The following is a 14,044-nucleotide window of genomic DNA, read 5'->3' on the forward strand; positions in this document are numbered from 1 at the left end:
TCCTGGCCGCAATCGACCCTAGGGTCGGGGGCATGGAGACGCTCACCGACCGCGCCATCGGCCGCGCGACCCTGGCCCGGCAGCTGCTCCTCGAGCGGTCGGGCCTGGGCGTGCCCGCCGCCGTCGAGCACCTCGCCGGCCTCCAGGCGCAGACCGTGCACTCCTGGTACGTCGGCCTGTGGTCACGGCTGCGCGACCTCGACGCCGACGCCACGGGCGCGCTGCTGACCGGTCGCACGCTCGTCCGGGTCGTCGCGATGCGGGGCACCATCCACCTGCTCACCGCCCGCGACGCCCGGTGGCTGCGCCCCCTGACGCAGGTCGTGCACGACCGCATGGTGCGCGGCGCGTTCGGCCGGAAGGTCGCCGGGCTCGACCGCACCGCCGTCGAGGCCGCCACCCGGGAGCTGCTGGCCGGCGGCCCGCTGCCGCTGGCCGAGCTGCGCCGCGGCCTGGCCGCCCGGTTCCCCGGCGCCGACCCCGGCCCGCTGGCCGAGACCGCCCGCGCCTGGGTGCCCGTGGTGCAGGCGCCGCCGCGCGGGGTGTGGGGCCGCAGCGGCGGGGTGCTGCACGCCACCCTCGACGACTGGGCCGGGCCGCCGGTCGCCGCGCCCGTCGACGACCTCGTGCGGCGCTACCTGGCCGCGTTCGGGCCGGCGTCCGTGCGCGACATCCAGCAGTGGTGCGGCCTCACCCGGCTCGCCGAGGTCGTCGACCGGCTGCGGCCCGGGCTGGTGACCTTCCGCGACCCGCGCGGCGTCGAGCTGGTCGACCTGCCCGGCGCGCCGCGGCCCGGCCCGGACGTGCCCGCGCCGGTGCGGTTCCTCTACGACTTCGACAACCTGCTGCTGTCCCACGCCGACCGCCGCCGCGTCGTGGGCGACGCCGACTACGCCGCCCAGGGCTTCGACGGCACCACCAACGAGCAGCCCAGCTCCGTGCTCGTCGACGGCGCCGTCGCGGCCACCTGGCGCATCCTGCGCGACGGCCCGGCCGCCACCCTGCGGGTCCGCCCGTTCCGCCGGCTGACCGCCGCGGAACGCGCCGCCGTGCAGGACGAGGGGGCGGCGCTGCTGGCCTTCGCCACCCCGGACGCGAGGCCCGACGTCCTGATCAACCCCTGAGGGGGCCGCCGTTCACTCGCGCTCGATGTGGTGGCCCACGATCTGCGGGCCCATCAGCACCGGCGTGCCCGAGCCGTCCCGGCGGGCGTCGGGCTCCGGCAGCTGCACCGGGTCGCCCGTGCTGGACGCGCCCACCGGCCGCGGGCCCACCCACGCCACCGTCAGCCGCGTCTCGCCCTTGAGGAACCGCTGCGCCCGCACCCCGCCCGTCGCCCGGCCCTTCGCCGGGTACGACGCGAACGGCGACACCTTCACCTGGGTCAGCGTCGACGTCACCACCATCGGGGCGCCGTGCTCGTCGTCGCCCAGCACCACCGCGCCGAAGAAGATGACGTCGGCGTCGGCGGCCAGGTTGACGCCCGCCATGCCGCCGCCCTTGACGCCCTGCGGCCGGACCAGCTTGGCCGGGAAGCGCAGCAACGCGGCGTCGGAGGTGACGAACGTCAGCGCCGGCTTGTCGTCGGTGAGCCACGTCGCGCCGACCACCTCGTCGCCGTCGCGCAGCCCGATCACCTCGAACTCGTCGGAGCGCACCGGCCACTCCGGCGCGCACACCTTCACGATGCCCCGGCGGGTGCCCATCGCCAGGCCGATGCCCGCGCCGTCGGCCAGCGGGGCGATGCCCACCACCTGCTCGCCCTTCTCCAGCGGCAGCAGCTCCGCCGCCGACATGCCGCCGCGCAGCGACACCGTGCCGCTCTGCTGCGGCAGCACCGGCAGCGGCAGCACGTCGGTCTTGAACGCCCGGCCACGGTTCGTCACCAGCAGCACCCGGCCGCGGGCGGTCGCGTGCACCACCGCGCGCACCGCGTCGTGCTTCACCCGGCCGCTGCGGCTGCGCCCCTCGGTGCGCTCCTCGCTCTCGGCGGCGGTGCGCGCGATCAGGCCCGTCGCCGACAGGATCACCTGGCACGGGTCGTCGGCCACCTCCAGCGGCCCGGCCGGCGCGGACGCCGCCAGGACCTCCTTCAGGTCGCCGTCGATGAGCGTGGTGCGCCGCGGCGTGCCGAACTCCTTCGCCACCTCGGCCAGCTCGTCCGACACCACCTTGCGCAGCACCGCGCCGTCGTCGAGGATCCGCGACAGCTCCGCGATCTCCTCGCGCAGCCGCTCCTGCTCCGTCTCCAGCTCGATCCGGTCGAACCGGGTCAGCCGCCGCAGCGGGGTGTCCAGGATGTAGTTGGCCTGGATCTCGCTCAGCCCGAACGTCGCGATTAGGCCCGCCTTCGCCGCCGCCGCGTCGTCGCTCTCCCGGATCAGCCGGATCACCCGGTCGATGTCGATGAGCGCGATCAGCAGGCCGTCGACCACGTGCAGGCGGTCCTGGCGCTTCGTGCGCCGGAACGTGGTGCGCCGGGTCACCACCTCGTAGCGGTGCTCGACGAACACCTCCAGCAGCCGCTTGAGCCCCAGCGTCTGCGGCTGGCCGTCGACCAGCACCAGGTTGTTGACGCCGAACGACGACTCCAGCGGCGTCAGCCGGTACAGGTCGGCCAGCAGCGCCTGCGGGTTGACGCCCACCTTGCACTCGATGACCAGGCGGGTGCCGTGCTCGCGGTCGGTCAGGTCCTTCACGTCCGCGATGCCCTGCAGCCGCGCCGCCTGCCGCTGGCCCTTGCGCGGGCCGGACGTGATGAGCTTGCCCTTCACCTCGTCCGTGATCGCCTCGATGATCTTCTCGGTGCCGACGCCGTACGGCAGCTCCGTCACCGTGATCGCCTGGCGGCCCCGGCCGCCCTCCAGCGGCCCCGTCACGCAGGTGGCACGCATGCGCACCACCCCGCGCCCCGTCTCGTACGCCCGCCGCACCTCGTCGAGGCCGAGCAGCTGCCCGCCGGTCGGCAGGTCGGGCCCCGGCACGTACTTCATCAGCGTGTCCAGCGAGGCGCCCGGGTGCGTGATCAGGTACCGCGCCGCCGCCACGACCTCGCCCAGGTTGTGCGGGATCATGTTGGTCGCCATGCCGACCGCGATGCCCGACGTGCCGTTGACCAGCAGGTTCGGGAACGCGGCCGGAAGCACCTTCGGCTCCTGCTCCGAGCCGTCGTAGTTCGGCTTGAAGTCGACGGTGCCCTCGTTGAGCTCGCCGACGAGCAGCATCGCCTCGCGCGACATGCGCGACTCGGTGTTGTGGTTGACGAACGCGCCGGCCAGGAACGAGTGGTCGTCCGAGTCGACCCGGACGGAGAAGACCTCGGCCGGCTCGCAGGCCTCGACCTGTGCGACGGTCTCGAAGCGATACCCGGAATCCATCACCGGCAGGATCGTCGACAGGATCTCGGGGTCCTTGAACCGGTCGATCAGCCGGAGCCGCTCGGTCTCCCACCGCTCGACCCGGTCGAAATTGTGCTGCTGGAGCCACTTACGGCCGCTGCCGCGCCCCGGTGCGAGGGCTCCGCGCACGTACTCGGCGACGAACGGCACCCGGTCACCGCTGAGGCGGTGTGGCCGCTGCGGCGACCGGCGGACGAGCTCGTCGAGCTTCGCCTGCTTGGTGCGGAGGAAACCGACGCGGTCGACGAAAGCCCGCACGTTGTGCAGGCCGGAGACGACCAGACGGTGTTCCACGGAGCCGCTCGGCCGGGTGTACTGCCGGTGCGCGGCGACGACACCGAACTCGGCCAACAGCTCCTGGAGTTCCCGTGCAAGGCGGTCGCTGTAGGTGGAGTACTGAATGGTGAAGCCGTCGCTGGCCGCGCGCGGGCCGCCGTCACCCTCGAACGCCGCCATGAGGAAGGCCCGCTTGACGCCCCAGCCGCCCTGCCAGACGAACTCGGGCACGAACTTGGCGGCCGACTTGTGGCCGACGAGTTCCCCCAGGGGGCTGGCCCGGAAGGCGGCCATGCCACCGGCGCTCTCCTGGACGTCCATCTCGTAGATCCGCTTGCGGTCGCGCCGGGTGACCCGGTCGGACACGTACCGGCTGCCGCCGACGATCTGGTCGTAGGCGTGCAGCACCTCGTCGAAGAAGTGCTTGTCCGTGTTGTTGAAGCCGGCTCGCTCGTCGCCGGCCCAGCCCTCCGACACCCACGCTCCCGCCAACACACCGAGCATGTACTCGCGGGCGGTGGGCGTCACCCGCATCCATGCATTACGGGCGATGGCGACGACCTGACCCGGCCTGATTTCGTCCAGGCGCCGCCACTGGAACAGCGGTACGCCCATCGGCGCCTCGAGGCAGAGAACCAGGTGGTTGTGGCTGCCACGGACCGAGTACCCGGCCTTCGTGGTCACCCGCAATGTGGGGTGCACACCGGAGTTGAACACCTTGGAGACGGTGACCGGCTTGCCGTCCTTGTCGAGGACTTCGAAGTCGGCGTCCGCCTCGGAGTCCGGTCCCAGACCCACCACGTCGGCGATCCGCCGGCTCGTGCCGTCCGCCAGCCTGATGCGCGTGTCACCGACCACGCAGTAGCGCTCCGCGGCCGGGCCGTCGTCCGGGCTGCCGAAGTTGCCGTGGCCGTCGATCAGCGGGGTGTTCAGCGAGAAGTCCTGCGCCAGGCGGACCATCGCGTCGTAGATCGCCAGGTTGCCGTGCGGGTGGTAGCGGCCCATCACGTCGCCGACGACGCGCGCCGACTTCACGTACGGGCGGTCCGGGCGGTGGCCCTGCTCGTACATCGACCACAGGATGCGGCGGTGCACCGGCTTGAGGCCGTCGCGCGCGTCCGGCAGCGCCCGGGAGTGGATGACGGAGTACGCGTACTCCAGGTAGGAGTCCTCGACCTCGGTGGTCAGCGGCGTGTCGAGGACGTGCGCGCCCGCCTGGTCGAAGGCGGCGAGGTCGACGCGGTCGCCGGTGTTCTTCTTGCGTGCCATGTCCGGCGTCTCCCTCAGGCGTCGATCGTCTCGGCGTCGATGCGCCCCGCGGCCTCGATCAGCCAGTTCTTGCGCGGCTCGACCCGCTCGCCCATGAGCAGTTCGAGCACCGCCTCGGCGCGCTCCGCGTCGTCGAGCGTGATGCGCCGGACGGTGCGGGTGGCCGGGTTCATCGTGGTGTCCCACAGCTCGTCGGCGTCCATCTCGCCGAGGCCCTTGAACCGGGGCACCGGCTTGGACACCGTCTTGCCGGCCTTCTCCAGCCGGGCGACCGTGGAGTCCATCTCCTGCTGGGTGTACGTGTACAGCGTCTCCGGGTTGCGGCCCTTGGTGGTGATCTTGTGCAGGGGCGGCATGGCGGCGAACAGCCGGCCGTTCTCGATGACCGGGCGCATGTACTTCGCGAACAGCGTGATGAGCAGCGTGCGGATGTGCGAGCCGTCGACGTCGGCGTCCGCCATGATCATGACGCGGCCGTAGCGCATCTGCGCCAGGTCGAACGTGCGGCCGGAGCCCGCGCCGAGCACCTGCACGATCGCCGAGCACTCCACGTTGTCGAGGACCTGCTGCAGGTTCGCCTTCTGCACGTTGAGGATCTTGCCGCGGATCGGCAGCAGCGCCTGGTACTCCGACGACCGGGCCATGCGGGCCGTGCCGAGCGCGCTGTCGCCCTCGACGATGTACAGCTCGCTGCGCGCGATGCCGGTGGAGCGGCAGTCGACCAGCTTCGGCGGCATCGACGCGCCCTCCAGCGCCGTCTTGCGCCGGGCGGCGTCCTTCTGGTGCTTCTGGGTGAGCCGCACCCGGCCCGCGTCGACGATCTTCTGCAGCACCGTGCGGGCCTCGGACCGGGTGCGCCGGTCCTCCAGCCACGCCTTGAGCTGCTGCTCGACCAGGCTCTGCACCACCTTGGTGATGCCGGCGGTGGACAGCTCGTCCTTGGTCTGCGAGGTGAACTGCGGCTCCGGGATGCGCACGTGGATGACCGCGGTCATGCCCTCCAGCACGTCCTCCAGGACCGGCGGGTCCTCCTTGGGTTTGAGCAGGCCGCGGGTGTTGCGGATGGCGTCGTTGAGGGCGCGCAGCGCGCCGCGCTCGAAGCCGCGCCGGTGGGTGCCGCCGTGCACGTTGCGGATGGTGTTGCTGAAGCACTCGACGGTGCGCTCGTAGCCCGTGCCCCAGCGCAGGGCGATCTCGACCTCGGCGCGGCGCTGCACGTTGGACTGCATGACGCCGTTCTCGTCGGCCGCGTTCTCCTTGTAGGTGCCGTGGCCCATCAGCAGCAGGATGCCCGAGACCGGCTTGTCGCCCGACGGCGCCAGGAACTCGACCATGTCGGTGAGGCCGTTCGGGTAGTGGAACTGCTCGGTCGCCGGCTCCTCGCCGGTGAGGTCGCGCAGCACGTACTGCACGCCGGGGACCAGGAACGCGGTGTTGCGCAGCTTGGCGCGCACCGCGTCGACGTCGAGGCCGGCGCCGGCCTCGAAGTAGCGGGCGTCGTACCAGTAGCGGATGGACGTGCCGGTGGCCTCGCCGCGCTTCATGCGGCGCACCACCCGCAGGCCGGGCTCGGGGGTGAACCGGGCGCCCGGGCCGTCGCCGGCGAACACGCCGGGCACCCCGCGCTGGAACGACATCTCGTGCACCTTGCCGTCGCGGCGCACGGTGACGTCGAAGCGCAGCGACAGCGCGTTGACGGCGGAGGCGCCGACGCCGTGCAGGCCGCCGGAGGTCTTGTAGCCCGAGCCGCCGAACTTGCCGCCCGCGTGCAGGCGGGTGAGCACCAGCTCCACGCCGGACAGCCCGGAGCGGGCGTGCACGCCGACGGGGATGCCGCGGCCGTCGTCGTCGACCTGCACCGAGCCGTCGGGGTGCAGGATCACCTCGATGTTCTTCGCGTGACCTCCGACACCCTCGTCGGTCGAGTTGTCGAGGATCTCGTTGACGAGGTGACCGACGCCACGGCTGTCGGTCGAGCCGATGTACATGCCGGGGCGCTTGCGGACGGCGTCGAGCCCCTCGAGGTGCGTCAGGTCGTCGGCCCCGTACAGCTGCGCAGTCACTGCTGGTACTCCCCATCCGTCGCTTCCGGCGCGGCGAGCCTACCGGCCTGGTCCGACGCTTTCCCGCACCCCACTCGGCGGGGCACGCGACGTTCGCCCCGCCTGCGCGGCGATATGCCCGTTGTCTGCCCCGCGCAACCCGGTCGCCTAGTGTCGGGCGGATGAACGTCGAGCTCCTGGACGTCGCCGGCGACGACGCCGGCCCCTACGCCGTGTGCGCCGGCCCCGACGGCAACCTGTGGGTCACCCTCGTGCACGCCGGCGCGGTCGCCCGGGTCACCCCCGGCGGCGAGGTCACCCGGCACGCGCTGGACGACCCGGCCGCCCGGCCGACGATCATCGTGCCGGGGCCGGACGGGGCGCTGTGGTTCAGCCGGTTCGGCGACGGCCGCCTCGGCCGGGTCACCGTGGACGGCGATATGGGCACCCACGAGCTGCCGTGGCCCGACGGCGGGCCGTTCGGCCTGGCGACCGGCCCGGACGGGGCGCTGTGGTACACGGCGGCCAACGCCGACGCGGTCGGCCGGGTCGGCGGCGGGGTGTGGGCGACGCCGGGGTTCCCGTCCACGATCGTCACGGGCCCCGACGGCGCGGTGTGGTTCACCTGCAACCGCTCCGGCGAGCTGGGCCGGCTGACCGCCGACGGCGAGGTGACGGTCGAGCCGGCGGGCGACGCGCCGGTCGGCATCGCCGCGGACGCCGACGCGGTGTGGTGGGTGGACATCGCCGCCGACCGGGTGCGCCGGCGCGCCATGGACGGCACGGTGCGCACGGTCGCCCTGCCCGCCGGGGCGCGCCCGCACGCGATCGCCGCCGACGGCGCCGGGGGTTGCTTCGTCACCGAGTGGGGCGCGCACCGGCTCGGGCACGTGACCCGCGACGGCGCGTACACCGGCCGGGACCTGCCGGCGGCGGCGCGCGAGCCGCACGGGCTGGCGGTCACCGCCGGGGCGGTGTGGGTGGCCTGCGAGACGGGTCAGCTGGCGCGGTTCACGCGCTGACGGCCCCGTCGACCACCACGCGGTCGCGGCCGGCCTGCTTGGCCCGGTAGAGGCTCTCGTCGGCGCGGCCCAGCAGCCGGTCCGGCTCGTGGTCGGCCGGGCCCAGGTGGGCGCAGCCGACGCTGATGGTCACCGGGACGGGCCCGTCGCGGGTCTCGACCGGGCCGGCGGCCACCGCGGCGCGCAGCCGCTCGGCCAGCTCGGGGGCGCCGTCGCCCACGTCGGGCAGCAGCAGCACGAACTCCTCGCCGCCGTAGCGGGCCAGGATGTCGGCCTCCCGGTGGCCGGCGCGCAGCCGCTCCACGACGCCGCGGATGACGTCGTCGCCGGCCTGGTGGCCGTACGTGTCGTTGACCTGCTTGAAGTGGTCGATGTCGATCATGAGCGCGGCCAGGCGGCGGCCGGTGCGGTGCGCGGCGGCGACCTCGCGGCCGGCCAGCTCGAAGAAGTGCCGCCGGTTGGCGACCCCGGTCAGCGGGTCGGTGGTGGCCAGCGCCCGCACCTGGTCGAACAGGGTGGCGTTCTCGTAGGCGACCATGCCCTGCGCGGCCAGCGCGGTGACCAGCCCGATGTCGGCGGCGGAGTAGGCGTCGGCCGCCTCGGCCGCCAGGACCAGCACGCCGAGCCGCCGGTCGCGGGCCAGCAGCGGCACCACCAGCCACGTCCGCGGGCCGTCGGCGAGCAGCGCGGTCCAGCCGCCCGCCGGGTGCAGGGCGGGCTCGGCCGTCGCCAGCACCGGCGCCAGCTCGTCGCCCGCCGGCAGCGGCACCGGGCCGTGGTCGCCGCCCACCAGCACCGCGGGGTCGGCCAGCAGCAGCCAGGCGCCCGCGCCGCCCGGCTGGGTGAGCACGGTGCCGACGGTGCGGCGCAGCACCTCGTCCGGGTCGAGGGTGCCCGACACGTGGCCCATCGCCGCGCGCAGCGTCTCCGCCAGGTCGCGCTGGCGGGTGGCCGCGGCCACGTCCGCCTCCAGCCGGGCGGCGCGGGCGGTCTCCAGGGCCACCGCGACGTGGTGGGTGACGGCGGTGAGCAGGTCGGCGTCGTCGTCGGTGAACACGCCCTTGGCGACCCGGCTGTCGAGGTAGACCACGCCGAGCAGCCTGCCGTCGAGCTGCATCGGGGCGACGAGGATGCTGCGCAGACCGTAGGCGACCACGCTGCGCGAGGCGAGCGCCTCGCCCTGCTCCGTGCCGGTGACGACGATCGGCCGGCGGGTGACGCCGACCTGGTCGACCAGGCTGGCGCTGTAGCCGGTGAGGTCGTGCAGCGGCCGCCCGGCGGCGTCGCGCCCGGCGTGCGCGGTCAGCGCGCCGGTGGCCGGGTCCGCCAGGAACAGCAGGGCCCGCTCGGCGCCCATCAGCCGCATGGTCTCGTCCAGGGCGACGCCGGCCAGCTTCACCGGGTCGAGCACCCGGGACGCGGCGAGGCTGATCTCCTGCAGCGCGGCCAGGCGCTGCACGTCGCGGCCCGCCGAGAACGTGGTCGAGCCGCGGTGCTGCACGACGCTGCCGGGGCCCTCCAGCTGGAACTCCCCCATCAGCCGGCGGACCCGCTGCGGCCAGCCGTTGTCCACGGCGGTGGTCATGGCGTACCGGGCCTGCCGCTCGGCCTCGCCGCGCAGGTCGAGCCGGGTCAGGGCGCGGGCGCGCAGCGCCGCGGCGAGGTACGCCACCAGCGGCGCGTCGACGGCCCGCAGCTGCGGGCCGGCGGCGTCGAGGCGGCGCAGCGCGGCGGCTGCCCCGGCCGGGCCGGTGTCGTCCACCATGTCGAGGCCGGTGCGGGCGATGCGGTGGTGCGCGGCGATCATGGGCCGCTGGGCGATCCGGCCGAGGGTGCGCACGGCCCGCCGCGCCGCGGCGTGGTCGGCGGCCCGCGACGCCCCGGTGCTCGTGCGGGCCTGCTCGACCCGGCCGTGGGCGACGAGCACGTAGTAGATCTGCTGGGCGGGCAGCAGGTCGAGCGGGCTCAGCCGCAGCGCCTCGAAGCGGTGCACGGCGTCGTCGAACGCCGCGCCGAGGTCGTCGCGCTGCAGCGCGCTGTAGAGCGTGCCGATGATCAGGTCGACCTGCTCGTGCACGGCCCGCTCGGCGGTCTCGATGCGGCCGAGCTGGGCGATCGCCTCGCCGGGGCGGCCGCGCAGGGCGACCAGGCACACCTCGCTGGCCTGCACGACGGGCCGCTCGGCCAGGCCGATCGACGCGGCGAGCCGGCGGCGCCGGTCGAAGCCGGCCTCGGCGACGGCCAGGTCGCCGGAGAGCAGCCAGTCCCAGCACAGCACGGAGTAGCAGTCCAGCGCGAGGCCGGCGCCCAGCCAGCGGTGCTGCTCGTCGAGGACCCGGCGGATCTTCTCGCCGCCGTCGCGGCCGGTGCCGTGCCGGGCGATGCCGTCCATCCAGTCCACGTACGCCACCACGGTGGGGTCGCCCAGCCGGGCCGCGGTGGCGTGCGCGGACGCGACGATGCGGTCGGCGAGGCGGTGCAGCCGGAAGCTGCGCAGCGCCATGGTGAGGCTGGTCAGGTCGCGGGCCCGCTCGGGCGACTCGCCGAGCCGGTTCGCCGCCAGCAGCATGTGCGCGGCGAAGACCAGCGACCGCAGCGGCCGCAGCTCGCGCACGCTGCCCGCGGCGCCGTAGTGGTACATGGCGGCGGCCAGCCGGATGCGCTCCCGCCGCTCGCCGCGGGCGGCGCCGAACCCGACCCGGGTGACGCCCACCAGCACGCCGAGGACCAGGGCGAGCAGCGCCCCGGCGACCCGGCCGGCGCCGGTGCGGGCCAGCGGGCGGCCCAGCTCGGCCAGGCCGCGCTCGATCGTGGCGAGCTGGGCGGGCACGTCCCAGGCGCTGTCGTGGACGCGGGCCAGCAGGTGCAGGATCCGCACCCGCTCCAGCCGGTCGGCCGTGCCGGCCAGGGCCTCCTCCAGCGCGGCGCGGGCGGCGGCGAACCGGGCGGCGGCGAAGTAGGCGGCGCCCAGGGCGGCCGGCAGCTCGGGCCCGTGCGGCCGCCCCGTCGCGGCCGCCTGCTCCAGGTAGGCGACGGCGGCCTGCGGGTCGTGCTCGGCCAGGGCGAGCCGGCCGGCGTCGAATGCGGCGCGGAACAGCCGCGCCGGGTCGCGCCCGGGCGTGCCGGCGGCGCAGTGCCGGGCGAGGTCGTAGCCGCCCGCGCCGGCCGCCTCCAGGGCGTCGGCGAGGCGGTCGTGCAGGCCGCGCCGCTCGGCGGGCCCGAACTGCCCGGCCAGCGCCTCCCGGATGCGGTCGTGCAGAAACGCCCAGGCGCCGCCGTCGCGGGGCTCCACCAGGCCGTGCCAGGCGGCGTCGGCGAGCGCGTCCAGGGTGCGCCGGCGGTCCAGCCCGGCCACCTCGGCGAGCAGCGCGGGGGTGAACCGGGCGCCGGCCAGGGCGGCGATGCCGAGCAGGCGGCGGCCGGCGCCGTCCAGGGCGTCGACGCGGCGCAGCACCAGCTCGGCGGCGTCGGCGGGCAGCCGCAGGCTGTCCAGGTCGGCGACGTCGACGACCCAGCGGCCCCACGACGGCCGGGCCAGCCCGGAGTCGACGATCGCGGTGACGTACTCGATGACGGTGAACGGGTTGCCGTCGGCGCGCACGGCCAGCCCGGCGGCGACCTCCGGGTCGACCGCCAGGCCGCCGGTCACGGCCGAGACCAGGTCGCTGACCGCCGCCGCGTCCAGCGGGCGCAGGTCCACGACGGTGTCCAGGGCGGCGCCGAGCCGCTCGGCCGCCGCGGTGGTGGCGGGCGCCGCGGCCGCGTCGTCGCGGGCGGTGGCGAGCACCAGCAGCGGGGTGCCGTCGCGCTCGGCGGCCAGGTGGTCCAGCACGCGCAGGGTGCCGTCGTCGGCCCACTGCAGGTCGTCGAGGTGCAGCAGCGCCCCGCCGCCCTGCCCGGCGATGCCGCCGAGCAGCGCGGCGACCGCGCCCGCGTAGCGGTCCTGGTCGAGGTCCGCGGGCCCGGAGCCCGCGCCGAGCAGCCCGGCCAGCACGGGCGAGAGGGTACGCACGACGGGCGCGACCGGCCCGGCGGCGGCACGCAGCAGCCGGGCGGCCTCGGCCTCGCCGGCCGCGCGCACCAGCTCGCGGGTGTGGGCGTCGACGGCGTCGCGCAGCGGCGCGAACGGCTGCGCGTCGTCCGGCGACGCCTTGCCGCGCAGCACCGGCCGGCCCGTCCGGGCGACCGCGGCGGCCAGCTCGGCGGCCAGCCGGCTCTTGCCGCCGCCCGCCGCGCCGCGCACCAGCGCCACGCCGCCCGCCCCGGCCCGGGCCCGCTCCCAGCGCGCGGTCAGCGTGGCCAATTCGGCCTGCCGGCCGGCGAACGGGGCGGGCCGGTCGTGCGCGCGGGCGCCCGGCGCGGGCACCAAGTCGTGCTCGCCCGCGGCGACCCGGCGCAGGTCGGCGGCCACGCCGTCGGCGGAGGCGTACCGGTCGTCGGGGTCCTTGGCCAGCAGCGTGCGCACGATCGCGCCCAGCCCGGCGGGCAGCCCGGGCACCCGCTCGCCCGGGTCGGGCACCGGCGCGACGGCGTGCAGCCGCAGCAGCTCCCCCACGTCGGCGGCGGCGTACGGGGGCGCGCCGGTGAGGCACTCGAACAGCAGGGCGCCGAGCGAGTACAGATCGCTGCGGCCGTCGACGGGGCGGTTCAGCATGCCGGTCTGCTCCGGCGCGCTGTAGGCCATGGTGCCCGCGATCGGCCCGTCGGCGGCCGCGGCGTCGCCGGCGCCGGCGCGGGTGGCCAGGCCGAAGTCGACCAGGCGGGCGGCGCCGTCGGCGCGCACGAGCACGTTGTCCGGCTTCACGTCGCGGTGCACCAGCCCGGCGGCGTGCGCGGCGGCGAGGGCGTCGGCCACATCGGCGCCGAGGGAGGCGGCCCGGGTGGCGCTCAGCGGCCCGTCGGCGAGCACCCGGCCGAGCCGGTCGCCGTCGAGCAGGTCCATCAGCAGGTACGGGCGGCCCTCGTAGGTGCCGACCTCGTGCACCCGCGCGATGCCGGGGTGCACGACGGCGGCCAGCAGCGCGGCCTCGCGGCGGAACGCGGTCTGCTCGGCGCCGTCCGCGGGCCCGGCCGGGCGCAGCACCTTCATGGCGTACTCGGCGCCGCCGCGGCGCACCCGGTAGACGGTGGCCTGCGCGCCCCGGCCGATCTCGCCCAGCACGGTCACCCCGGCGGCGCCGGGCGGGACCAGGGCGGCACCGGGCGCCGCGGGAGCAGTACCCACACCCGTCACATCGGCGGATCCCGGCCGGGCTTGAGCGTCCGCGCCCCACGGGTCCCGGCCGCCCCACCCGGGCCGGCGGCGTCAGCGGGCGGTCAGCCGGGCCGTGCGGGGGCGGGCGGCGTGCCGGGGGTTGTGCCGGGGCAGCGCCCGCCACAGCTCCAGCGGGCGCGGCTTGCCGGGCGCGGCCACCGGCGGCAGGTCCTGGTAGGCGATCATCGCGGCGGTCGCGTGCCGGGTGTAGGCGTCGACCACGACGGTGCCGTGCGGGGCGTACGCCTGCAGCCGCGCCGCCGTCGTGACGACGCTGCCGCTGATCATCGCGTGGCCGCCGTCGCGGGCGCCCAGCTCGGCGACGACGTCGCCGGTGGCGATGCCGACCCGGGTGCGCACCGGATGCCGCCCGGCCAGCGGCCGGCCGTCGAGGTCCTCCTGCATCCGCAGGCCGGCCTGCACGGCGCGGTAGGCGTCCAGGGCGTCGTCCTGCTCGTCGGAGCCGAACACCACGAGCACGGCGTCGCCGACGTACTTCTCGACGATCCCGCCGTAGGCGCGGGCCACCCGGGAGACCGCGCCGAAGTAGTCGACCTGCAGGGCGCGCACCTCCTCCGGTTCCAGCCCGTCGACCAGCGCCGTGAAGCCGACGATGTCGACGAACAGCACGGCCACCACCCGCCGCACGAGCACGGGCGGCGCGCCGGGACCGGCGGGGCCGGCGGCGACCGGGTTCCGGCCGCACGACGGGCAGGTCAGGGTGTGGTCGGCATCGGAGATCGTCGACGGCATCGGGCCACCTTCCCGCGGTGTGTCTTCGGT

The 14,044-nt window shown here is 75.7% G+C and carries 5 protein-coding genes and 3 pseudogenes; 2 read left to right on the plus strand and 6 right to left on the minus strand.

All coding sequences use genetic code 11. The features are described from left to right. The first annotated feature begins 32 nt into the window (after positions 1-32). Positions 33-1,124 (plus strand): winged helix DNA-binding domain-containing protein, encoded by a 1,092-nt coding sequence (locus Sya03_RS23510; RefSeq protein WP_203940543.1) that lies wholly within the window; start codon positions 33-35, stop codon positions 1,122-1,124. 12 nt (positions 1,125-1,136) lie between these two features. On the opposite strand, the pseudogene Sya03_RS31740 reads toward Sya03_RS23510, so the two are convergent. From Sya03_RS31740 to Sya03_RS23520, 4 genes and pseudogenes are all read right to left on the minus strand, one after another. Continuing rightward, positions 1,137-3,251 (minus strand): annotated as a pseudogene (locus Sya03_RS31740) (DNA gyrase subunit A); the annotation flags it as partial. 390 nt (positions 3,252-3,641) lie between these two features. Beyond that, positions 3,642-4,532: pseudogene (locus tag Sya03_RS31745) on the minus strand (LAGLIDADG family homing endonuclease); the annotation flags it as partial. 3 nt (positions 4,533-4,535) lie between these two features. Next, positions 4,536-4,943: pseudogene (locus Sya03_RS31750) on the minus strand (DNA gyrase subunit A); the annotation flags it as partial. Between the two features lie 14 nt (positions 4,944-4,957). Next, complete coding sequence (locus Sya03_RS23520; RefSeq protein WP_203940545.1) at positions 4,958-7,006, minus strand: DNA gyrase/topoisomerase IV subunit B; 2,049 nt, start codon at positions 7,004-7,006, stop codon at positions 4,958-4,960. A gap of 161 nt (positions 7,007-7,167) precedes the next feature. Between Sya03_RS23520 and Sya03_RS23525 the strand changes: the two genes are divergently transcribed. Further along, on the plus strand, positions 7,168-8,007 hold the full coding sequence (locus tag Sya03_RS23525; RefSeq protein ID WP_203940546.1) for a Vgb family protein: 840 nt from the start codon (positions 7,168-7,170) through the stop codon (positions 8,005-8,007). Here the strand turns inward: Sya03_RS23525 and Sya03_RS23530 are convergent. Continuing rightward, complete coding sequence (locus tag Sya03_RS23530; protein WP_203940547.1) at positions 7,997-13,231, minus strand: diguanylate cyclase; 5,235 nt, start codon at positions 13,229-13,231, stop codon at positions 7,997-7,999. The two genes, Sya03_RS23525 and Sya03_RS23530, sit on opposite strands and share 11 nt — an antisense overlap. Positions 13,232-13,312: 81 nt before the next feature. Then, complete coding sequence (locus Sya03_RS23535; protein ID WP_203940548.1) at positions 13,313-14,014, minus strand: adenylate/guanylate cyclase domain-containing protein; 702 nt, start codon at positions 14,012-14,014, stop codon at positions 13,313-13,315. Between the last annotated feature and the right edge of the window lie 30 nt (positions 14,015-14,044).

The sequence above is a fragment of the Spirilliplanes yamanashiensis genome, assembly GCF_016863475.1.
Classification (GTDB): Bacteria; Actinomycetota; Actinomycetes; order Mycobacteriales; family Micromonosporaceae; genus Spirilliplanes; species Spirilliplanes yamanashiensis.